This window comes from Mesorhizobium sp. M6A.T.Cr.TU.017.01.1.1, assembly GCF_004023115.1.
Lineage (GTDB): Bacteria > Pseudomonadota > Alphaproteobacteria > Rhizobiales > Rhizobiaceae > Mesorhizobium > Mesorhizobium mediterraneum.
In genome coordinates, this window is sequence record NZ_RZTA01000118.1 from 1 (window position 1) to 20,675 (window position 20,675).

General features: G+C 60.0%; 16 protein-coding genes and 6 pseudogenes. 9 read left to right on the plus strand and 13 right to left on the minus strand.

The features are described 5' to 3' along the window. Positions 1-38 precede the first annotated feature (38 nt). The 6 genes and pseudogenes from qatA to EOB36_RS27780 all read right to left on the minus strand — a co-directional run bounded on the left by qatA (position 39) and on the right by EOB36_RS27780 (position 4,875). Positions 39-1,928: a Qat anti-phage system ATPase QatA gene (gene qatA, locus EOB36_RS27760; RefSeq protein WP_095486956.1), complete on the minus strand. Its 1,890-nt coding sequence runs from the start codon at positions 1,926-1,928 to the stop codon at positions 39-41. A gap of 699 nt (positions 1,929-2,627) precedes the next feature. Further along, on the minus strand, positions 2,628-3,176 hold the full coding sequence (locus EOB36_RS34740; protein WP_245329967.1) for an SMC-Scp complex subunit ScpB: 549 nt from the start codon (positions 3,174-3,176) through the stop codon (positions 2,628-2,630). Next, a complete protein-coding gene (locus tag EOB36_RS36010; protein WP_342587115.1) occupies positions 3,176-3,394 on the minus strand; it encodes a hypothetical protein in 219 nt (72 codons plus the stop codon). Before EOB36_RS36010 ends, EOB36_RS34740 begins: the two co-directional genes overlap by 1 nt. A 154-nt stretch (positions 3,395-3,548) precedes the next feature. Then, the gene (locus EOB36_RS35420) at positions 3,549-3,875 is read right to left on the minus strand and encodes a DUF1403 family protein (RefSeq protein WP_245467912.1); all 327 of its coding nucleotides are present in this window, start codon (positions 3,873-3,875) and stop codon (positions 3,549-3,551) included. Continuing rightward, positions 3,811-4,269, minus strand: a pseudogene (locus EOB36_RS35425) (DUF1403 family protein); the annotation flags it as partial. The pseudogene EOB36_RS35425 and the gene EOB36_RS35420, both read right to left, overlap by 65 nt. A 57-nt stretch (positions 4,270-4,326) precedes the next feature. Further along, the gene (locus tag EOB36_RS27780; protein WP_095486954.1) at positions 4,327-4,875 is read right to left on the minus strand and encodes a hypothetical protein; all 549 of its coding nucleotides are present in this window, start codon (positions 4,873-4,875) and stop codon (positions 4,327-4,329) included. 476 nt (positions 4,876-5,351) lie between these two features. On the opposite strand from EOB36_RS27780, the gene EOB36_RS27785 reads away from it, so the two are divergent. The 4 genes from EOB36_RS27785 to qatD are packed head-to-tail and all read left to right on the plus strand — an operon-like array spanning position 5,352 to position 9,964. Continuing rightward, a complete protein-coding gene (locus EOB36_RS27785; protein WP_095486952.1) occupies positions 5,352-7,130 on the plus strand; it encodes a P-loop NTPase fold protein in 1,779 nt (592 codons plus the stop codon). Next, positions 7,130-7,888, plus strand: a complete 759-nt coding sequence (locus EOB36_RS34490) for a hypothetical protein (RefSeq protein WP_158302636.1) — start codon at positions 7,130-7,132, stop codon at positions 7,886-7,888. The genes EOB36_RS27785 and EOB36_RS34490 overlap by 1 nt, the downstream gene beginning before the upstream one ends. After that, the gene (gene qatC, locus EOB36_RS27790; protein ID WP_158302635.1) at positions 7,881-9,203 is read left to right on the plus strand and encodes a Qat anti-phage system QueC-like protein QatC; all 1,323 of its coding nucleotides are present in this window, start codon (positions 7,881-7,883) and stop codon (positions 9,201-9,203) included. The genes EOB36_RS34490 and qatC overlap by 8 nt, the downstream gene beginning before the upstream one ends. Continuing rightward, positions 9,200-9,964: a Qat anti-phage system TatD family nuclease QatD gene (qatD, locus tag EOB36_RS27795; protein WP_095486949.1), complete on the plus strand. Its 765-nt coding sequence runs from the start codon at positions 9,200-9,202 to the stop codon at positions 9,962-9,964. The genes qatC and qatD overlap by 4 nt, the downstream gene beginning before the upstream one ends. An 883-nt stretch (positions 9,965-10,847) precedes the next feature. Here the strand turns inward: qatD and EOB36_RS27800 are convergent. Beyond that, positions 10,848-11,129: a hypothetical protein gene (locus tag EOB36_RS27800; protein WP_095486947.1), complete on the minus strand. Its 282-nt coding sequence runs from the start codon at positions 11,127-11,129 to the stop codon at positions 10,848-10,850. A 397-nt stretch (positions 11,130-11,526) separates the two neighbouring features. On the opposite strand from EOB36_RS27800, the gene EOB36_RS27805 reads away from it, so the two are divergent. The 3 genes and pseudogenes from EOB36_RS27805 to EOB36_RS27820 all read left to right on the plus strand — a co-directional run. After that, on the plus strand, positions 11,527-11,727 hold the full coding sequence (locus tag EOB36_RS27805; protein ID WP_095486945.1) for a hypothetical protein: 201 nt from the start codon (positions 11,527-11,529) through the stop codon (positions 11,725-11,727). Between the two features lie 379 nt (positions 11,728-12,106). Continuing rightward, positions 12,107-12,298: pseudogene (locus tag EOB36_RS35810) on the plus strand (HWE histidine kinase domain-containing protein); the annotation flags it as partial. 295 nt (positions 12,299-12,593) lie between these two features. Continuing rightward, positions 12,594-13,240 (plus strand): annotated as a pseudogene (locus EOB36_RS27820) (cytochrome B6); the annotation flags it as partial. A gap of 423 nt (positions 13,241-13,663) precedes the next feature. On the opposite strand, the gene EOB36_RS34750 reads toward EOB36_RS27820, so the two are convergent. After that, a complete protein-coding gene (locus tag EOB36_RS34750; RefSeq protein ID WP_206072986.1) occupies positions 13,664-13,849 on the minus strand; it encodes a hypothetical protein in 186 nt (61 codons plus the stop codon). Between EOB36_RS34750 and EOB36_RS35815 the strand changes: the two are divergent. Together EOB36_RS35815 and EOB36_RS35820 are read left to right on the plus strand one after the other, a co-directional pair. After that, positions 13,782-14,138, plus strand: a pseudogene (locus EOB36_RS35815) (ATP-binding protein); the annotation flags it as partial. The gene EOB36_RS34750 and the pseudogene EOB36_RS35815 overlap by 68 nt on opposite strands. A gap of 104 nt (positions 14,139-14,242) precedes the next feature. Next, positions 14,243-14,362 (plus strand): hypothetical protein, encoded by a 120-nt coding sequence (locus EOB36_RS35820; protein ID WP_281035501.1) that lies wholly within the window; start codon positions 14,243-14,245, stop codon positions 14,360-14,362. 200 nt (positions 14,363-14,562) lie between these two features. Here the strand turns inward: EOB36_RS35820 and EOB36_RS35440 are convergent, their stop codons facing one another. The 5 genes and pseudogenes from EOB36_RS35440 to EOB36_RS27860 all read right to left on the minus strand — a co-directional run. Continuing rightward, positions 14,563-14,691 (minus strand): DUF982 domain-containing protein, encoded by a 129-nt coding sequence (locus EOB36_RS35440; protein ID WP_245329965.1) that lies wholly within the window; start codon positions 14,689-14,691, stop codon positions 14,563-14,565. A gap of 1,164 nt (positions 14,692-15,855) precedes the next feature. Continuing rightward, positions 15,856-17,781 carry a potassium transporter Kup gene (locus EOB36_RS27845; protein ID WP_128286139.1) on the minus strand — a complete coding sequence of 642 codons (1,926 nt, stop codon included), beginning with the start codon at positions 17,779-17,781 and terminating at the stop codon, positions 15,856-15,858. A 261-nt stretch (positions 17,782-18,042) separates the two neighbouring features. After that, positions 18,043-18,211 (minus strand): annotated as a pseudogene (locus EOB36_RS35445) (helix-turn-helix domain-containing protein); the annotation flags it as partial. Positions 18,212-19,005: 794 nt separating this feature from the next. After that, entirely contained in the window at positions 19,006-20,169 is a 1,164-nt protein-coding gene (locus EOB36_RS35825) for a calcium-binding protein (RefSeq protein ID WP_126104919.1), read from the minus strand. 304 nt (positions 20,170-20,473) lie between these two features. Further along, positions 20,474-20,675, minus strand: a pseudogene (locus EOB36_RS27860) (hypothetical protein); the annotation flags it as partial.

The window sequence follows — 20,675 nt, forward strand, 5'->3', positions numbered from 1 at the left end:
CCCGGGGGGAACTGGGCTTGGTGCCGGAGGTTCCCATGTTACTTTCTCTTCGACTTCGGGTTCAGCTGCAGCGACGCGACGACGCTCAGTGGCTTGTTCGAGGTCTGCGTTGCCCACTCTCCCACGAGCTCGGCGAACTCTTGCGCCTGCGGACCCTCAACCGCCACACCCCAGCCGCTAACCACCCACCCGCCGATCTTGCTCACCGGCAGTCGTCCGAGGAATGCAACCAGCGGTTCGCGCAGTTCCGGCCGGTCTCCGCAGAGGCGCGCCAGACCCTCGGCCGCCGGCGGCCGTTTGCCGAGATCTTCGGTCTGATCAATCTTCGTCACGAGACCCTGGAACACCCGGTTGGCATCTTCGGGCGTGAGCGCAGCCGCCTCGGCCTTCGTCACCTGCGTGATGCCGAGAGTCGACGTCGCCAGCCGCTCGATCATGGCTTCCACGGGGCCGCCGGCGACACCGATGCCGGCGGACGTCCTGCGGTCGCGGCTGACAAACACGTAGGGCCGCAGGTCGATGCCGTTCAGCGGCGGGGTGATCGCCGCCCAGCGCTTGACCCACTCGATGTTGGGCCAGTCGGCCATGGGATCATCATCGGCGTCCTTGCCACCCTTCGAGGTCACCTTCCGCTCGAGGATCGAGATGGTCTTGGAGCCGTCAGCGGACGCGTCGCGGGCGATCGCGTTGAACAGTTCCGGGGCGAATCGCTCCGCCAACATCAGCTTGGCCAAGACGGATTGCTTGATATCGTCCTGGAAGCCGCGCTCGCTGGCGATCTCGACGCGCAGGGCCATGGTGTTGACGAAGCGTTTGATCTGCCGGGGATTGCCGTGGGCGCCCTCGGTCAGGATCGGCGTAATCTCCGCCGCAAGCTGCAGGGCGGCATCCAGATCGGAGGGTATGGACCCCAGCCTCGCCTTGATTTTGTCTCGGTCGAAGCCGGTGCCCAGCCAGGGCCGCTGCAAGGCCTTGCGCGCCACCTCGAGCAGGCTCTTGAACTCCACCGAACTGTCGCTGACGCCGGAGGCCAGATAGAGCAGCAAGGTGAGATAGACCAAGGTCTCCGACGCGCCAAGTGACGGCATGCGGAACGGAACCTGGATCAGTTTTTCCAAGTAGTTGCGCGCGTAGCTTGTAGGCCCCGTCGCCGCCGGGAGATCGGGAAAGTGGTTGCGCACGGCATATTCAATCATGCCCTCGTCAGCGGCGATGACGAACGCCGCGTTCGGCACGAACAAGAACAGGCGGATAGCCTCCAGCGTGGCGATCGCCGTCTGCGGGAGGCATCGATCGAGGTCGTCGATCAAGACGATCAGCCGGTCGACCTTGGCGCGCTCCAGCAGCTCCTCGAAGTCTTCGCGAAAGGCGTGCATCCGTTGCGGCGTCGTCTCGGAAGGTGCGGCCTCCTTAAAATGCTCCGCCGCACCGTCCATGACCTTGTTGAACACGTCGCCGGTCAGGTAGGCCTTGGGATCGCTAATCACCTTGCTCGCGATCGAACCAATCCCCTGGATCAGGTCCGGACCGGGGATCCCGGTCGCCATGGTGAACGCCAGGCTGCCTGCGGTGCGGGCGGCCTTCATCCAGTTGACGGCCTTCAAGACGTCCCAGGCCTTGTCCGCCACCTTGGCGATCCCGGACCTCTCCTTGAGGAGGGCTGCGACGATCGTCTCGATCAGCACCGACTTCGCGTCGTCGTATCCCTCAAACAGCCAGCCGTTGAACCGGACACACAGGGTGTCTGTCTGTCCCTTGAATGCCGACTCAATCATCAGCAGCGTGCTGGATTTGCCCGCTCCCCAGTCGCCGTGCAACCCGATCGTCAACGGTTCCTTCGACTTCTGCCTGATCAGCTTGACGACCGTTTTAGCGACCGTCTCGTAATACAGGTAGTCGATGGCGGTTTCATTATCCGCGATAATCACGAAATCCCCTCCCCCAAACCCTGGGTATCCTTGCCGTTATAACAGAGTTCAGAATTGCAATCTGTCTCTCGCAATAACCCCCCAAAGCACTGAGAGACATGCGCAACCCGCTATTTCGGTCGGCTCAGCAATTAGAAGCGCCGTCTCATGATTTGTCTAGGATTTTTCTTGGGATGATTTGCTTATCCAGGGTCCGTCCGGCGGCTTAGATAGCACTCTCGATGGATACAACTTCACACCAGCGCAGCGCGCCTGCGAGTGACCCATCATTCACCGCCACCGGCGTTTTTGGCTCTCCAGAACGGCTCGCGCCGATCAGCGGAGCAAAACCCCATCGATGTGGATGTTCCGTACAATCTTGACCCAGCCGGGGTTCATGCGAACACCGCTGCCGAAATGCGAACGTAGGAAATCCGCCACCTCATCCAAACTGGAGAGGTGGGCTGGATGCACGTTAGATCCAAAGTGATGGCAGGCAAAGTAGCCATCAGAACCGGGCTCGGCCCACGCGGTTACCAAACCGCCAATGACACGTTCAATACGAGCTACAGGCATATTTCCCCCCACCATTTTCTAGGCAACGCCCCACGCCCGACAGCGTCTCCTCACGTCATCTCGCGAACCCCGGTCGTAGATCCTGTTGAGGACGCCGCGACTGCGGCCACCGGCCAGGCAGCGTATTATTCATCAGTGCCGACGCTAAGCATGCTCTTCCTCGTCGTTGTATAGTCCTGGCATGATATCACCTGCGAGTAGCTTCTCCTTCGAGAGCAGTCCAGCGTCCTCGAGGGCTTCGAAATCCGGCAGGTCGCGCAGCGTGTCGAGCCCGAACTCCAGCAGGAATTCTTTTGTCGTCACATAGGTGTAGGGCGCGCCCGGCGTTGGGCTGCGCGGACCGGAAGCGATCAGGCCGGCACCGCGCAGATGACCAATAAAATCGCGACTGATCTCCTTGCCGAAGAAAGACGACAGTTCGGCGCGGGTGATCGGCTGGAAGTAGCCGATGCACATCAGCACCAAAACCTCCGACTGCGTAAGGTCGGCCGTCTTCCCACTTCCACCTACAGCAGCACGGATGGCGTCTGCATAGGCAGGCCGGGTATAGGGCGCGCCCGGCTGCGGACTGCGCGGCCCCGAGGCGATCAGCTCCTGCACGCGCAGCACGGCGATCAGGTCGCGTGACACCTCCTTGCCGAAAAAGCTCGACAGCTCGCCCAGCGTGATCGGCTGGAAATAGGCAATGCACATCAAAACCAGCGCCCCGCCTGCGACAGTTCTTTTGCCCCCTCGCCCGCTGCCGTGCCGAAGGCGGCGCGGATGGCGTCGCCAAAAATTTTCCTGGTCCGGTGCTGCCAGCCGCCGGCGACCGCGACCAGCTCATAGGGTCGGCCGGCGAGTTCGGCGCAGAAGTCTTCGATTATCCAGCTCGATATTACAATTTCTTCCCACCACCCGCGCGAGGACACTACGTGTCACCGGGTTCGCTGGCGGCAAAGATCACCGCTTCGACGCGGCCTATCCCCTCACGCCAGCGCAGCTCCGGCGGCAGGTGGTTCAGCTCGGTATCCAGCAAAGCCGGCTGAATGTTTGGCTTGCGGCGGGCAGACGCTTCGCCCATCCCTACAACCCAAACAGCCGAAAGGTGGTGCGGCCGGAGAGCTCGCGCACGGCATCCAATTGTTGCAGCCGGTCGAACAAGCGCCGCGCCGCAAAGCGGGACAGGTTTTTGGTCGCCAGCGATCCGGAGACGGCGTCGTCGTTGAGCAGCAAAAAAATCACGTCGCCGGCGCCCTTGGCGCGCAGCTTTGGTGCGACGGCGATGAGCCGCTCCGCGCGACAACTCGGCGGCCAGCCGGCAGACCTCCGCCGCGGCTTTAACCAGCGCCAGGCAAACCGCCCGCTCAAAACTCTTGTCCGCGGGTCGGATGCGCTTGCCGCCGGCCTCATCGCGAAAAGCCGGACCAAAGGCCTGAGCCAGCGGCAGCGGCAGCGGCCGCGGCCAGCGCAGGCTTTGCGCCAGCACCAGGTCGGCCAGCCACCAGGCAAGAAGTTCGCAATCCGGTCGCGTCGCGACGACACGAGCGGCGATCGCCGCGGCGGCGAACGGCGCCGGCCGCTGCGACCCTGCCAAAGTATCGATCTCCACGCAAAGCGCGGCTAGCGCAGCACCGTCCCAGTGCAGGCCCAGCTGGGCGACGATCTTTTCGAGCCGGTCGGAGTTGGCGACGGGCGGCTGCACGGAAAACTGCCCCAGGCGCCAAAGATGGCGCCGGCGGGGCCGGGATCGGCGCCGGCCGGGCGCATGTACCAGCCGCCAAGGGGTGATCTTCATGCCGCCCATCGGGGAAAATCAGACCGAGGTCCCTTTTTGATCAGCTCGACCCAAGAACAAGCGCTGCTAAACCGGCAGCCCGAGGATCGCATTCCAGCCACGGCTGACGTTCTCGATGATAGCTCCTAGAGGTCGATCGCGACCGGTCGCAACTACCACAACCTGTGGCGTGCCGTTTGCACGGCCTTCGTCGAAAGCAACCGGCTTGCCGTGGGAAATCCGCACTACGACTCCGGTATGCGGTACCTCAATGATGTTCGGGTCCTTTAGCTCCGCATGCTTCACTGCGTTTGCGAGACCACCTAGGATGCGATGGTCGTCAGGACGAGCATCTCCCGTGACTGAATGAGAATTGGCCTGAATGAGGGCTCGCATCGCAGCGATACTCGCAGGGTGTGGGTTCACCGCGTTCCGCTCAAACGCAACCTCCGCGAAATGATAAAGAAAGATCGCAGCAGACATGCCTGTTCGAAGGGCCTCATATGCTGCGTCCTGAGCCACACAGGCATCGCCTGCGGAAGTTGCGTTGACCAGCCAATCTTCTGCTTGGATAAACTGGTGATTGGAGCGACGAACCAATCTCTCCCAATGCGTTTCAATGACCAGCTGGCCCATCCGCCGCCTCCCAAGTCTAGCCTGCTCATTTTAGCATGATCTGAAGCACTGAAGCACTTCGCGCTGTTCGCAAAGACGGCGTGGTAATACCACGCCATCTTGACAATGGACGCCCATCGAGGCCGCGCGCAAGATGGCGAACACCTTTGATCGATCGCCGCTGAACCGATTGCGGGACTTGGGTCCTGCAGCTTGGACGATAAATCCGGCCAACTCCCCATCGCATAGCCCGGTGGTACCAGTTGTTCCAGGTCAATCAATGCCCCATTACTAATGGGCACTTGGGCGCATAAGTCCCTCCAAGTTGGAATTCATCGACTTCGACATGCTCTTTGGACTGCCCATGTCTTTGAAGACCGCCTTCAGGTGCTCTCGGGCCAGCTGTTGATAAGCGACGCGATCACCAGATGATTGCCTCGCTCGCGATTGACCGCCGCGCGTAACTCCGTCAACTTATTTGGGGCTTGGGAGGAATTATGTGGGCGGACAGTGAAAGCAACGTCGATTACCTAAACTATTCCGAAGTCTCGGAGATGATCTGCGAGATGATCGCGGACGATGCCATGCTGCCAATCTCACTCGGCGTGTACGGCACGTGGGGTGTCGGCAAGTCGAGCATCCTCAAGCTGGTTCAGAAAGAACTCGAGGCCGACAGCCAGAACCTCATCATTACCTTCGACGCGTGGCTCTACCAGGATTTCGACGAGGCGAAGTCCGCGCTCATGACGGTCATCGCCAAGACGCTCTACGACCAGAGTTCCAAAGGACTGAAGGAAAGGGCGGCCGGCCTTTATCGGCGCGTGAACAAGCTGAAATTGCTCGGAATCGCGGCCGATGCCGGCGCGCTGGCTGCCGGGATTCCGACCTTCGGAATGTTCGGCAAGGCGGCCGAGTCTTTAGAGGACATCTGGGAAGGGACCGGAGACGAAGCCGACGTGAAGGTGGTGAAGGATGCCGCCAACGATGCAGGCCAACGAGCGAAAGGGCTTCTGAAGCCCAATGAGAAGCGGAACGCGCCCGAAGAAATCGCGGCGTTTCGGAAAGAATTCGAGGACCTGCTCAACGAGACGGGGCGGCGGCTGGTGGTGTTCGTCGACAATCTCGATCGCTGTCTGCCAGCCAACGCGATTTCCACGCTCGAGGCCATGCGCCTGTTCCTTTTCCTCCCGAACACCGCCTTCATCGTGGCGGCAGACGAGGAGATGATCCGGCTTGCGGTGGCAAAGCATTTCTCGGATCCTGGCGATCGCCACATCACCGACTATCTCGACAAGCTGATCCAGGTGCCGATCCGGGTGCCGAAGCTAGGCCTGCAGGAGGTACGCGCGTATCTGGCCATGCTGGCGATCGCAAGCGCGAAGTCCGTGGATGCGGGCAAGGTCGAGGCGGTAAGGGCGGCGCTGATCTCCAAGCTCCGCAAGAGTTGGTCCGAAGAGCCACCGTTCGAGGTCAAGGACGTCGTCTCCACCCTCGGCATCTCAGAAGGCAGCGAACTGGCCGCCACTCTCGAATCGATGGATCGGCTTGCACCTTTGCTGGCGCATTCGGTTCGAGTGAACGGCAACCCGCGGATCGTGAAGCGGCTGCTGAACGTCATACGGATGCGTTCGAAGACCGCGAAGAGGCGCGGCATGCCTCTGAGCGAATCCTTTATCGCGAAGCTCGCGCTGTTCGAACGCATAGTAGGAGAGGAGGCGATCCAGCAGCTCGGCACATTGGTGAATGCTGCTCCGAACGGGAAGCCGACCCTTTTCTCCGAGTTCGAGACGTGGGTCGGCGAGATACCTGCGGAGACGTTGCCGATCCACTGGCAGAAGCAGGCGCCGTTCGTCCTTGACTGGCTGAAGCTGGATCCGATGCTCGCCGGCGTCGACCTGCGTCCAGCCGTGTATCTCGCTCGCGAAACCTTGCCGCTGAGGGTCGCATCTACCCGTTTGAGTCCTGTGGCGAGACAGAGCTTGGGCACCCTCCTGAAGACCGTCAGCACCATTTCCAGGGCCTCCAAGGACGCGATCGCGGCCATCCCTGCCGCGGAAGTCGGTGACGTGATGGAGGAGATGATCTCAGCCATGAGCCGCAATCTCGATTGGTCGAAGGCCAGGCCTGACTTCCGGGGTGCTGCCATGCTGGCTAAGGCTGACGCCACCGCTCACGGAAAGCTCGTCCGTTTTGCCAAGACAATAGAGACGCCGCCGCGCTGGATGACGGCCTTGATGAAGGACGATGAAGAGAGTTCTGTCGGAGGTAACAGCTGATGGGCACGTCATCGTCATCGAAGGGTTCGGGCGGCAAGCAGCCTCTGGTCCCTCCGGGGACCGACGACCAGCCCGGAAAGCCCGTGCCGACCTCACAGCCGCAGCGATTCAAGGCTTTTCGGACCGCTTTCGGAAAGTTCCTCAAGGGTGGTGACGGGACCGACCTCAAGAGATCGCTCGGGCACTACGCGCGGACGTCCACGGGTGGCAGCTCGGTGGGTCCGAGACGCTACGGGGCAGTCTACTCGTCGGGCGGCGACCTCTACGAAGTGCTCAACTCGCTCGGCGGGGATGGCAGAGAAGCAGCCGAAAGGGGCCTGTCGAAGGATTCGTTGAACGGCCAGCCTTTGGACGTGGTCTGCCAACGCCTGGCCGAAACCCTGGCGCCCGACAACGCCGACAAGGACAGGATCCGGGCCGCCATCGACGAGGCGATGGTCGAGGTCCTTGGCGAGGGCGAATTCGATCCGGATCGCCTGGACGAGGAAACCGTCCATCGGATCATCTCCGAGTATCTCTCGCAGTCCATCTTCCAAGATATTGTCGAGGAGGTTGGAGGCTCCTGGGCGAATGCACCGGACGAGAAGAGAACCCCGGAAGCGGAAGCTGAACTTCTCGAGCTCATCCGGGTCGTCGTGGATAAGAAGCTCGGAGCGCGGATGTCCGGCAGCACTGGGGTCAACAAGGCCGCAGTCGAACGCTTCATGCGGGAAGCGGTCACCGAGGTCTGGCGGGAGTGGGAGGCGAACGATGAATAGGCTCGAGTTCCACACCGACGAAGACGATATTCCCGACGACGACGCGGACGGTTCCATTCACGTCTATCTCTACGGATCCCGACCGAAGCGGGCCGGAACCGCCTCAATCGGGCGCACCCTGGACCTCGCCGTCCGACGGCTGGGTGTCGGGGTTGACCCGGAGGCCTTCGACTTCCTCTCGATCGCGTTGGGCGTAATCGCCGCCGACACGTTCGTGGATCGATCCAGCCATTCCGGAAACGGCTGGTCCCGCGAGGTGGAGCTACAGATTCCACTTGCCCGGCCGGCTCGGTGGCAAGCGGTAACAGGAGAGCTGGAGCAGGCGTTGAGTTTCCTGAGTGGTGACCAGTGGAAACTGCACTTCACCGCCGGGGGTAAGGAACCTCCGTCGAAAGAGACCATCCTGCGACATCATAGGTCACACATCGGAATTGGGTCTGCGGACTGCGTCTGCCTGTTCTCTGGTGGTCTCGACAGTCTCATCGGCGCGCACCAACTGGTAGATCAGGGAAGGACTCCGCTGCTTGTCAGCCACTCCTATCGTGGGGACCAAAGCTATCAGAGGCACCTCGTTCCACGCCTGGGGAAGAAGCTCCCACGGTTTGCCGCCAACGCCAATCCGGTGTTCTCCGGACCGAACATCAACGATACCAGTATGCGCACCCGAAGCTTGGGCTTTCTCGCTTACGGGGTCGTCGCGGCGAGCGCGCTCAGGGCGAAAAAACGCTCGGCGAGCCCTATCGCACTCTTCGTCCCTGAGAACGGCTTCATCGCGTTGAACGCGCCGCTTACGAGGCGAAGGATCGGCTCCCACAGCACTAGGACCACCCATCCCAGATTTCTCGGGCAGATGCAGTCGCTCTTCGACACGATGAACTTGCCGGTCCATATCGAGAACCCGTACAGGCACAAGACGAAGGGCGAGATGCTCGTCGACCTGGCTCCCGGCGAGGAACTCAAAGGGACGACCGTAGCGACGGTTTCTTGCGGCAAGTGGAAGCGGAAGAGCCAGCAATGCGGCCATTGCGTGCCATGCCTCATCAGACGGGCTGCCTTCGCGAAGGCAGGGATAGCCGACACCACGCCGTATCAATACACTGATCTTGGGCACGTATGGGACCGACCTGACATCCGCGATGACATCATGGCGATGCTGGTCGCGGTCGGGCGAGACCATCGCGGCGCCCGCCAGCGGGCGATCGCCGGTGGTGCCCTTCCCTTCGATGCTGTAGAACGAAAAGGATGGTTCGGCGTCCACGAGCGCGGTCTCGAGGAGGTTGGTGCCTATCTCAGGAGCCAAGGACTCGGTACTTGATCGACTTCCACTGCCATCTCGATCTCTTCCCTTCGCCCGCTGCCGCGGCAGCCGAGATTGACCATGCCGGAACCTACGTTCTCTCCGTTACCAACACGCCGAAGGCGTTTCCCAACACCGCGCAATTCGCCAAGGGCAGGAGGCGTATCAGGACGGCGCTCGGCCTTCATCCCCAACTGGTCCACGAGCGGCATGGCGAAGTCGGCATGTTCGTACGTCTTCTTGGCGAGACAGGGTATGTCGGCGAGATCGGCATCGATGGCGGCGAAGATTCGGTCCGCCATCTCGATACCCAGAAGGACGTTTTCCGAAGGCTGCTCAGGGCGTGCGCGGATGCCGGTGGTCGCGTAATGTCGATCCACAGCAGGCACGCAAGTGGCGAAGTCATCGAGGCAATTCAGCGCCAGCCCGATGCGGGATTGCCCGTGTTCCACTGGTTCTCTGGTCCTGTAGCCCATGCCCAGAAAGCTGCGGACATGGGCGCATGGTTCTCCGTGGGTCTTCCGATGCTGAGAAGCCGCCGCGCGTCGGCAATGATCGGAATACTGCCGCGCGATCGTGTCCTGACCGAAACCGACGCTCCGTTCGCTTCGACTTCGGGAGAAAGCTACCCGACAAAGGCATTGTCCTTGTCGGTGGCCGCACTGGCAAGGCTGTGGGGTCTGGATGAAAAAGCCACGCAAAAACAGCTAAATGACAACCTGCGCCGGATGGTGGCCCAGGCAGATCGGTTTCGAGTCGCGGCCCATGCCGGATCCTGATTGGTGGGTCGGCTGCCAGCAGACCACCTGGCGCCGCTGTCGGGTGTCGGCGCTGCCACGCCCCCACAGGATTGTCAGGAACGTCTGCTTTTCAGACGAACCGGAAGCTGCCGCAATGACCGAGTTTGGGGCGCACAGCGGCCATCCTCGGCGGATGTTTCGCGGATCGGGTCACCGTCTGACCCAAGCCTCAACGTACACGTGCGGAGTACCTACGGGGCTGGTTTCACGAAGTCGGTTGGATCGGGCGGGCGCACTCAGAAGCGAAGCTTAGAGGTCATTGTTCAGCGGTGTAACCAACTGCGTAACAATGAGCTCGAAAAGCCTAACAATTTCAGCTACATAGCCGTGAGATCGAAAGACGGGCTCGGTCCGCCAAACCATTCTGGGCCTAGTTTATCGGCCAGAACCAGAGCACCCAGAGGGCCGAACATCTAGGGGCTCCTAACGCCTATTGCTCCACCTTGCCATGATTCTCCGACGCCTACCAGCCGTTGGCTTCCTTCGCGAGATCGGGCCAAGACATCAGCGACCACCCGAGTTTCTGTTCCGGCGGGAAGCACACGTCAAAACCCGAGTGGTCGTCTCATCCGGGCTCGCGTTCCGTGGCGGACACCAGCCCTCACGCCCAAACTGACTCGGTTGGATGGGGAACCGCTGTCGCCGGGAAGGCGTACCCCATTGAGCATTTCTGCACGACAACAAGCAACACGGCCGGCTTTGGCGTCGCCGTTAGCTGGCGAATCCGAACTCTATACCAGCGTCGATGTTTCGAGGACGCTGTGAATCGTTCAGGCGGGGCTCGAAAGAGCGCACGAAGACGCGGGATAATGATCCTGGCCGACGAGGCTACGTTCATCTGGCCCACGATGGCAAATCTATCCTAGTGGAAGTCAATCTTTTTTGGCGGTTGCGCGGTGTGGCTTTTCAGACTGATCAGCGCAGGCGTGTCGATTTTCGACGCTATGCGCCGGGCGAGTTCCCGCAATTCGAAAAAGCCGTCAATACTCATCAGGCTCAACGGTGTGCCCGACGAAGTGTCCCACCGCAAAGGTTCTTTGTCTTGCCTGTACGAAGATCCGTTCATCTCGCAAATGGCGTCATAAATCGCCTGTGCGATCGACATTTCGGCACGGATACGCTCTGCGTCTTTTTGGCTATTCACGAGAATTTTCCCCCAAACCCGCGATCCCCCTTAGTCGGTTTCATTGGGCACCGCTAGATCACGCGGATGTGACACGTCGGATAAAATCGATTGTATGGCGGAGGGAGCCACGCCAGACTCGCGGCGTTGAATGGGCACTATTGCCACCACGCGCCGTGATTGATTTCTGATTGATTATTTTCAAAGGAATCCTCGGTCACCCGGACCCCGAATGGGGACCCACCAACCATATCCCATCTGGATATTTTGCGCGGCTCGACATGGCTGAGGGAGAAGCACGCAAGATCGTCGGTTGGCTCCGTGATTCCAAATAGCGTCGTTCGTCCGCCGTTCTATATCCGCGCAAACTCCGCATGCCTTGACGATCGCCAGCCCAGCGCCAGTATGCTGGCCATGGATGAGAAATTACATCTATGGGGAAAGAACCGGCCTGCAACTCGTGCGCATCGCGATCGAGCTCACCTGTCCGGCCGGGGTGCTGCCGAGCGAAGAGGCGGTGAACGTGCTCTATGGCCCGTTACCCGTGAACGAGGGCGAGGCGCTGGCCAAGGCGATCATCGAAACGGTCGAGCGACTGACCCGCGACCACGACATTTAGGCGAGTATGCCACTTTGCGGGTCTCCAAGGCTTCAAGGACTTCGAACACGCGGCCGACCGGCGCGGCGATTTTGCTAGCAGGCAAGTGCTTCACGCGGCCAATTAGCCCCAGCTTGACAGGTCGTGACCTAGGAGAATCCGCTAACTAACTTCTTTGTCCAGCTTGCAATCGCGAGCCCGCACGCGATGCCGACACAATCGGCAAACCAGTCGAATATGTCCATGTCGCGACTTATTATTTGCGTGCCCTGCAGGATCTCGATCCCGGCGCCGGTAAGGGCGAGAAAAATTATCAGTCTTGCCCTGCGCTCTGGCCAACCGAGCCGATGGCCGTCAACACGACGAACGCTGCGGCGTGAAGCGACCCGCGACCCAGTGGGTGCAGCCGGGGGAGGTCAAGCTGCGCGTCAAGCACCTCCGTGGCGAGCACAATATATACGCAAGAATCGTGTCGCTTGCCGACACGCACTCAATGCTTACAGACGACTATTGGCAGACGGCCTCTTTACAGAAGTTGCTTGAGGCGGAACTGAGCCACTACGAGATCCCTGGCGAGCCGCGAATTTCACTGCATGGTCCGAATGTGGCCCTCGTCGCCGATATTGCGATACCTGTCAGCATGGCGTTTCATGAACTTGCCTCCAACTCAGCAAAATTCGGCGCCCTGTCGCGCCCGCAAGGCCGCCTTGAAGTGCAATGGGGGATACCGGATTCCGCCGGTGAGCAGGTCCTGCATCTTCATTGGCAGGAGCGGGACGGCCCCATTGTGCAGCCGCCGAGTCAACGAGGCTTTGGAACGACATTGCTGGAAAGAGTGGTTACAGTGCAATGCAATGCGAAGATCAACTGCATTACAATCCCGGCGTGCCGCCTTTCATCTAACGCCCGATATCAGGCCGCAGGCAGCGCGCTTCCGCCTCGATTCGACCAGCCTGCGCGGCCTGTTCAACCAACAGATCCACGGGTCGAAACGGTCGCTGCGTTCAGTCGAGGATTTCACCGAATTGGAGCAACGCACCGCCTATTTCAACGGCGACCATGTCAGCGCTACCAGGAAAGGCGTCAACCTACCAGACCGCACCAATCAGGTGGCGATGATGGCGCAGATGCAGAACATCATCGACTTTCCGCCGGCGCCGAAGCTCGATGCGTTCGGAAAGCTCGATCCCGCCATGGCCAGCGAAAGGAGCTGGCGGGCGAGCGGGTGTTCATGGGAAAGGGCCGCTGCTCGGCATGCCATGACCCGCAAACATCGTTCATGGACAACAACATGCACGATTTGAAACTGGAGCGCTTCTACAAACCCCGGCGGACCGTCAACGACATGGTGGAACTGCCCGACGGGCCGATCAAGACGTTTACGCTGCGCGGCATCAAGGACACGCCACCCTATCTGCATGACGGCCGTCTGATGACGCTGGCCGATACGGTGGAGTTCTTCAACCTGGTGCTCGGCGTCAAGCTCACCCAGGACGAGAAGGATGATCTCGTCGCCTATATGCTCGCACTTTGACACGCGGCAGGCCGACCGGTCGGCACATCTTCGGTTGAGGTTTTCATGCGTGTTCTTGCAATGACCTTGGGCCTTACGGCACTCTGCGCATCGCCTCTCTTTGCGCAGATCGGAAACCCGGCCGGCAATGCTCCGGATATGTTGATGGCCTCGCCGGGTCAGCCCATGCCGACTTCTGCCGTGCCGCCGGCCGTGGCGAGTTGCGCGAACAGCCGGTCCTGGTAATTGGTCTGGTGGGGTGCTGGAGGTCGGTATCCTGGCCCGAACCAATCTCCCATTCGAGCAGCTGCGCGGTCCTCTGGTGATCGGTGATCTGGCCGCTGATATAGGCGAGGTCGAACGCAGCCGATTTCGGTAATCTTGCGAAAAAATCCGGCCATTCCGCCATCAAGGAATTTTGCCAGCCGCATGGTCGACGATCACTCAGCGGCAAACCAGAAACTGAAATCGCTTGCCGAAGCCGACGAGATCCCACTGCCGCAGGGGCTCGACGACGAGCACAAGCAGCTGCGCGCCAAGCTTGAAAAGCTCGAAGGGGCGCTTGCCCGAAGCCTGCATCGAGGACATCGACTTTGCCGCGCCGCGCGGGCTCGACCGGCGCAGCACCATGGCGCTCGCCCAGGGCGAATGGCTGAAGGCGCATGAGAACCTGATCGTCACCGGCCAGACCGGAACCGGCAAGTCGTGGCTGGCCTGCGCCTTCGGCCGGCAAGCGGCACGGCTCGATCATTCCGTGCTCTATGTGCGCGTGCCGCGCCTGTTCGAGGATTTGGCGCTCGCCCGTCTCGACGGCCGCTTCCCACGCCTCATTGACAAGCTCACCCGCGCGCAACTGCTCATCCTGGATGACTTCGGAACCCACTTTCTCACCGACCAACAGCGCTTCAATCTGTTCGAAATCGTCGAGGAACACTATCGCCGCAAATCCACCCTGATCACCGCCCAGGTCCCGGTGGGGCCAGATGGCATGACCTGGTCGCAGACCCCACCGTCGCCGACGCCATTCTCGATCGGATCGTGCACAACGCCCACCGCATCGTGCTCCAGGGCGACAGCATGCGAAAGCAAAAGGCAGCGCCCCTCTTGACCGGCACCGAAAACGGCGAAATCAATCATCCATGAACGCAACAAGGCACCCGAGGACCTTCGCCGCCAAACTGTCCCGACATTAGCGAAATCGCTGTCCGGGAATTAGCGGAACCCCTGTCCGGCTTTTGCGAAATACGCAGCTACGCGTTTTTTGATGTCCTTAGATGCCGGTCTGACATGCTCCTGACGCCCATCCAGTGATTGGGCCGGCAGTCGGAAACAAACCCGGAGCGCTACTCACGGGACCGTAGCACCCCCTCCTCCTTGGCAGCAGCCTCGAAGGCCTGACGGACATCCATCGGGGTCGCCCGGTTCCCAAACGCGTCAACGCAGGCCTGGACCGCCTTCCTCCACAGGTCCACGCTTGGACCACTTCATGAGTTCCTCGGCTGCACCCTCTAGGTGGTTTACTCCGTAGGTCGTCCCCGGCCGGCCGGTCTTGACGTACACCGGAGGGGAGAACCAATAGGTAACCATTAGGGGAATGTAGGGCGGCTATAGAGCTTCGTCGTCTCTGGCCTTACCAATCGCCTCAAGTAATGAAGCTAGGGTTGGGCTTAGCTCTGTGTCGACTGGCCCAAACAGCTTCTTTACAAGACGACGATTGTCTTCCGATCAACTCCCGAACGGCGTCTGCAAGGGACTTATACCCAGCTATGTCGCGCTTTATCATGTCGGCCGAGGTTCCCCGCCTTTTGCGTAGCCCGCAGATCAGGGAATGGTTGCATTAGGGGAACAAATGCAGGTCCACGTCGGTTAAAGACTTGCAGCGGTCGATCCGTCTTGGTGCAGCCGCTGTCGAGGTCCGTCGCCAATTCCTCTCGGTGGCGGACCTCCAACGATAGTTACAGCGGGACTAAAAAGTAGGCCCAATCTCGCGCTCCAGGGCGACGCGGGCGTTCCGTAACGAGACGAGCAGCCGCTCCAGTAGGCCTTCATCCAATTCGGATGCTAGGCCGAAACGCCGGTCGTGCTCAACGATCCGGTCCTGTATCGACACTACGGTTTCATAACGAGCTACAAGGCTCGTGAGGACTTCCTGATGATCGGAGGTCATACGCTGCCCGTTCTGGGCAGGGAGCGGGCATCAAGCTTAAAAGAACGGCCTCATCGAACTCGCCGTCCGAGAACAGTGCCATTACGCTCACGCTCAGGCGCTCCGCCTGCATGCTACTAACGGAGATACCTGCTCGGCGCAGACACGATCAAAGACCTGCTTCAACAAAGCCAGGTCGCTGGGATAGGCAATGCCACTCATTGAGCTGGTGTTACTGACCATAGCTGTTCCTCCCATTAGGGCGGAAGCGTGGCCGTCGCTCAACGGCGATGCCCATGATGTAAATCGCCGATGGAAGCAGGCTACTCCGATTCATGCGGAGAGTCTGGGAAAGGGCTGCTAGAGTTCTGCTCACCGAAGTCAAGAGTTGGAAACGTACCAAACAGAGGATGGGGATGTTTGGTATTCAGTGAGGCGCTTTCTATGGACACGCTCAAGTGGCTTCTCTGCTGCTGAACTGCGGCATGCACTAAATCGCCACCTGTGTCCCGATCTCGACGACGCGTCCGGTCGGGATCTGGAAATATTCCGTTGCGTCGGCCGCCGTGCGCGCCAGCCCGATGAACAGCTTGTCCTGCCAGACCGGCATGCCGGAATTGGGCGAGGCCTTGAGCGAACGCCGCGACAGGAAGAAAGAGGTCGTCATGATGTCGAACTTCCAGCCCTGCTTGCGGCAGATCGCCAGCGCGCGCGGGATATTGGGCTGCTCCATATAGCCGAAGGTCAGCGTCACCCGCATGAACAGCTCGTTTACGGTCTCCATCTTGACGCGCTCACTGTCGGGCACGACGGGTTGTTGCGCCGTCACCACCGAGAGGATGACATTCTGTTCGTGCAGCACCTTGTAGTGCTTCAGGCTGTGCATCAGCGCCGTCGGCGCGCTGGCGGGATCGCTGGTCAGGAACACGGCCGTACCGGACATCAGCTGCGGTTTCCTCTTCAACAGATTGCCTGCAAGGAAATCGAGCGGAATCTCGTTCCTGCGCGTCTTGTCAAATAGATACCTGCTGCCTCTTATCCAAGTCCACATGGTCATCACGATCACTGCGGCAATGGCAAGCGAGGCCCAGCCGCCTTCGAATACCTTGACGATGTTAGCTGCAAAGAAGCCGGTATCGATGAAGACGAACACCGCCATTAAGGCTATCGCGACGCCGAGCGGCCATTTCCAGATGCGCGTCATCACAACAAAAAGCAGTATGTTCGTCACCAGCATATTGCCGGTCACCGAAATACCGTAGGCCGAGGCCAGCCGGCTGGATTCGCCGAAGCCGACCACCAGCAGCATCACCACCAGCGCCAGCATCAGGTTGATGCGCGGCAGATAGATCTGGCCCGACTGTTTTTCCGACGTGTGCTGGATGACGAAACGCGGCAGCATGTTGAGCTGTACCGCTTGCCTGGTCAGCGAAAAGGCGCCGGAGATCACCGCCTGGCAGGCGATCACGGTCGCCGCCGTGGCAAGCACGACCATCGGAATAAGCGTCCAGCCCTGGTTCATCTCGAAGAACGGATGACCGACAACGCCGCCATTTGCCAGCACGAAGGCGCCTTGCCCGACATAATTGAGCAACAGACAAGGGAACACGATCGCCAGCCAGGCGAGCACGATCGGCTTGCGGCCGAAATGGCCGAGGTCGGCGTAGAGCGCCTCGGCTCCGGTGACGGCGAGGAAGACTGCACCAACCGTAACGAAGGCGACGTCAGGCGAGTTGACCAGGAACGACACGATGTAATGCGGGCTGATTGCCAGCAGGATTTCCGGGTCGTCCATGATGTGGTTGAGCCCGGAAAGGCCGATGGCCAGGAACCACAGCGCGGTAACGGGTCCGAACACCAATCCTACGCCGCCGGTGCCAAACCGCTGTACCGCAAACACGATCGCCAGGATGGCCAGTGTCAGCGGCACCACATAGGGCTGGAACGTCGGCGTGACGACATTCATACCTTCGACCGCCGACAGCACCGAGATTGCCGGCGTAATGACGGCGTCGCCAAAAAAAAGCGCCGCGCCGACGATGCCGATGCCGATGCCGAGGATCACCGCAGAGCGGGTCGGGAAACTGTTGCGCGCCAGCGCCATAAGCGACAGCACTCCGCCCTCGCCGCGATTGTCGGCGCGGAGCACGAACATGATGTATTTGATCGTCACGGTGATCGTCAGCGACCAGATGATCAGCGACAGTACGCCGAGGATGTCGCCACGGCTGGCGACGTTGCCACCCGCTGATGCATGCAACGCCTCGCGAAATGCATAGATCGGGCTGGTGCCTATATCGCCATAAACGACACCTAGTGCGCCCAACATCAGCGCCTTGGTGCTGTGCTGCTCGACCTCAGAATGGCTCGATTGTTCGACAGGTTCTGCCTCGTTACCAGCATTGGTAAGGGCCATGGACGACACTCCGATAAGCGCGCGGTGCTCTACGCTTGCTGCACTGCAATATCAAGTTCCGTCACGTAGTGTCTGCGTCTCGGTATTGGCTGTCGCTCGTCGGCTTCGCAGACTCGTCAGCCCCGAAGCGGCTTGGGAATTTTTGCGAGACTATGCTGAAGCTCCGGGAGCAACGATGCCCCGAGCCAGTATCGGATTTTTGAGACTGCCCGCATAGTGGAATCGATTGGCTGCCCTTCGCCGCAAACCTACTCGAGCTCCGCGCAGCCGGTATCGCTCGGTCGTGTTATAGCGCGGCCGAGGGGCACCTTTTCAATCTTTTGCCTGAGCTGGCGGACGTAGACTCTGAGACATTGACGTCGGTGGAATCGCCCCAGACCTCGCTGAATAGAAATTGGTGGGTGAGAACCTTGCTGGCTTGCTGTACCAGGCTGAGCGGTGCGGCGGAGCGCCAGTTCCCTACGCCGTCAGGTTACCCGGCGAGAAGTAATTCTTGATGGCGCGGTGGCGGTGCTGGGGATATTGACCTTGCCTTCCTCGAGCCGCTTGATTAGGTCGATGCTCGGGCGCGCGAGCTCAGATGCCGAGAGCTTAAATTAACGCTGTAGCCGTGTAACAGACTGTGTAACAAATGCCGCGAAAACCTCAATATTTTCAATGAGGTAAGCGTCAAGTCGAATCCCGCTCTCTCCGCCAACTATCGTCCTATCCAGCTGAAAACGTTTGGCTTTACGGCTTGGTTGTAATCTTTCCCCATTTCCTTCCCCACTATGCCCCTCCGAGCAGGTACCTGCCCTTCGATTGCCTGCGAAGCCTGTGGAACCTACCCACCACCCCCGCGGTAGACCGGTCGGCTTCTAGCAAAGATGCAGACTAACCTCTGCAAAGGGTGATCAAAAATTTTTCTAAAAAATAAGGATGCCGACGCGCTGCAGCAATCGCCCGCGCTCGCCGCTTCGAATAGCTGGGCATGGTCTTGCTTCAGTTCCGGGAGCCGTGAAGCTTTCAGCGGAGCGTATGCTCAGGCGGTTGTGGCGCCGAGCCCGTCGGAGACTTGGAAGCCGTCTGTGTTACCGCCGCCCGGGGAAGCCGAGGTGTGTGGAGCGGTCAGGTTGGCTCTGATACCGGTTTGGGCGTCCCCTAAGCCGCGCACTCCCTAGCTCTGTCCGCATTTCCGTGTATCTCAGGTGTGAGGGGCGACCTGTGCGCCACCCTCACTCTGGGTTAGAAGATGAAGTCTGAATCGGTTATGAGAGCTGCTGCCTTCGCACCCACTGACACGTCGAGGTCGATTGTGCCGGCGTCGTCGCTGAAACCGATGAGGGTTCCGGCAGAACCGTCGATGACCTTTACTACCATGCCCTCGGCGGATATTTCGTTGGCGTCGAGGTAATCGAGAGCCGACTGTGCTGAGTTGAAATCGACACCTTGCAGAAACGAGGTGGCGTGGGTGTCCCTTAGGTCGAACTTGTCTTGGCCGTGCTTGAAATCTGTTATCGTGTCCTTTACCCAGTCGTGGAAGATGAAGGTGTCGTTGCCGCCTCCTCCTGTCAAGGTATCACTCCCGGAATCTCCGAAGACGGGATCACCCCCGTCGATGATATCGTTGCCGGCACCGCCGTCGATGGTGTCGTTCCCGAGGTAACCGAATATGGTGTCGTTGCCTTTGTCGCCGAATAGGATGTTATCCCGGCCGGATGGAAGGAATTCATCACCGTAGATGATGTCGTCACCGGCACCGCCGTGAATGATGTCGGTGCCGTTACTATTGAGGGGTCTGCCGCCGTCGCCGCGAATGGTGTCGTTGCCGGCACCGCCGTAGATGGTGTCGTTACCCTCGCCGCCGCCGATGATGTCGTTCCCGGCCCCACCGTTGAGGATGCCGTTCCCACGACCGTCCCTGATAGTGTCGTTCCCGGCCCCGCCGTTGACGGTATCGTCACCGGGAGAGGAGTGACCTCCGCTGTCATCGCTGCTGCTGATGGAGTCATCGCCAGCCCCACCGTTCAAGATGTCATTACCGTCACTGCCACTGATAGTGTCGTTGCCGTCACCGCCGTTGATGGTGTCGTCGCCGAGACCGCCGCTGAGGGAGTCATCCCCGGCCCCGCCGTGCAGGAAATCGTTGCCGAGGCCACTGAAAAAAAGGTTGCCGAAGTCGTCACCGATCATTCGGTCTGAGAAGTTCGAACCGAACCAGATACCGGTGTACGTGAAATCTGTTGTCACCGCGGTCCCGCCGGCGAAATAAGCGCCCTCGTCGGTGACTGTCGCGCTCGGCGGGACGTTCTCTTCGAGTTGGACTCTGTGTGCTTTCAGGTTCAGGTCGACACTTGCCGCCGACAGCGAGAAATCCGGGCCGACTGGTACTAACACTGGCTTTGCCATGAAATAGTCCTCCCAACCCGCACACCATGATCGCGTGCGTTTAGAGCACTATAATGCGTGGAAAGGTTAGTGGATATAGAGGACAATGTCCTGCGGTGGATCCAGAAGGCGTAGTACTTATGGAGTATTCTGGCGTCACGTCAATGGACGACAGTTGGTCAAAGAAAATCACCTATTTACAATAGGTTGGTGGACATCAGAAGACGATGGAGGACATAAGTATGGAGGACGCTCTCTCCGCCAACTGACTTCCATAAAAGTCGTTATTTTTCAAAAACCTCGCTATAGACCTTGCTCGCCGGAGTCACTGCGTGAGGCACTTGCGGCCCATTGCCATTGCCTTGTAGGTCCCCTTCAGATCGACGACAAAGGCCCCCTTGGTTTCCGGAAACACGGTCATTTTGTATTTCTTCGCTACGTCGCGCTTGAACTTCGGGTCGTCTGTCAAGATGTAGCCGCCAGAGTATCCGCCCTTGAGTTCGCCGCTCGTGCTAGTGGCCACACCA

Bases quoted from the DNA above. Each gene is read 5' to 3' on its own strand.
- EOB36_RS34490 (WP_158302636.1), top strand. From the start codon at position 7,130: ATGGGCACGTCATCGTCATCGAAGGGTTCGGGCGGCAAGCAGCCTCTG.
- EOB36_RS27845 (WP_128286139.1), bottom strand. From the start codon at position 17,781: ATGGCCCTTACCAATGCTGGTAACGAGGCAGAACCTGTCGAACAATCG.
- EOB36_RS34740 (WP_245329967.1), bottom strand. From the start codon at position 3,176: ATGTGCATTGCCTATTTCCAGCCGATCACGCTGGGCGAGCTGTCGAGC.
- EOB36_RS27805 (WP_095486945.1), top strand. From the start codon at position 11,527: ATGAGAAATTACATCTATGGGGAAAGAACCGGCCTGCAACTCGTGCGC.
- EOB36_RS35825 (WP_126104919.1), bottom strand. From the start codon at position 20,169: ATGGCAAAGCCAGTGTTAGTACCAGTCGGCCCGGATTTCTCGCTGTCG.
- EOB36_RS34750 (WP_206072986.1), bottom strand. From the start codon at position 13,849: ATGGTGCTGCGCCGGTCGAGCCCGCGCGGCGCGGCAAAGTCGATGTCC.
- qatC (WP_158302635.1), top strand. From the start codon at position 7,881: ATGAATAGGCTCGAGTTCCACACCGACGAAGACGATATTCCCGACGAC.
- EOB36_RS27785 (WP_095486952.1), top strand. From the start codon at position 5,352: ATGTGGGCGGACAGTGAAAGCAACGTCGATTACCTAAACTATTCCGAA.
- EOB36_RS35420 (WP_245467912.1), bottom strand. From the start codon at position 3,875: ATGAGGCCGGCGGCAAGCGCATCCGACCCGCGGACAAGAGTTTTGAGC.
- EOB36_RS27780 (WP_095486954.1), bottom strand. From the start codon at position 4,875: ATGGGCCAGCTGGTCATTGAAACGCATTGGGAGAGATTGGTTCGTCGC.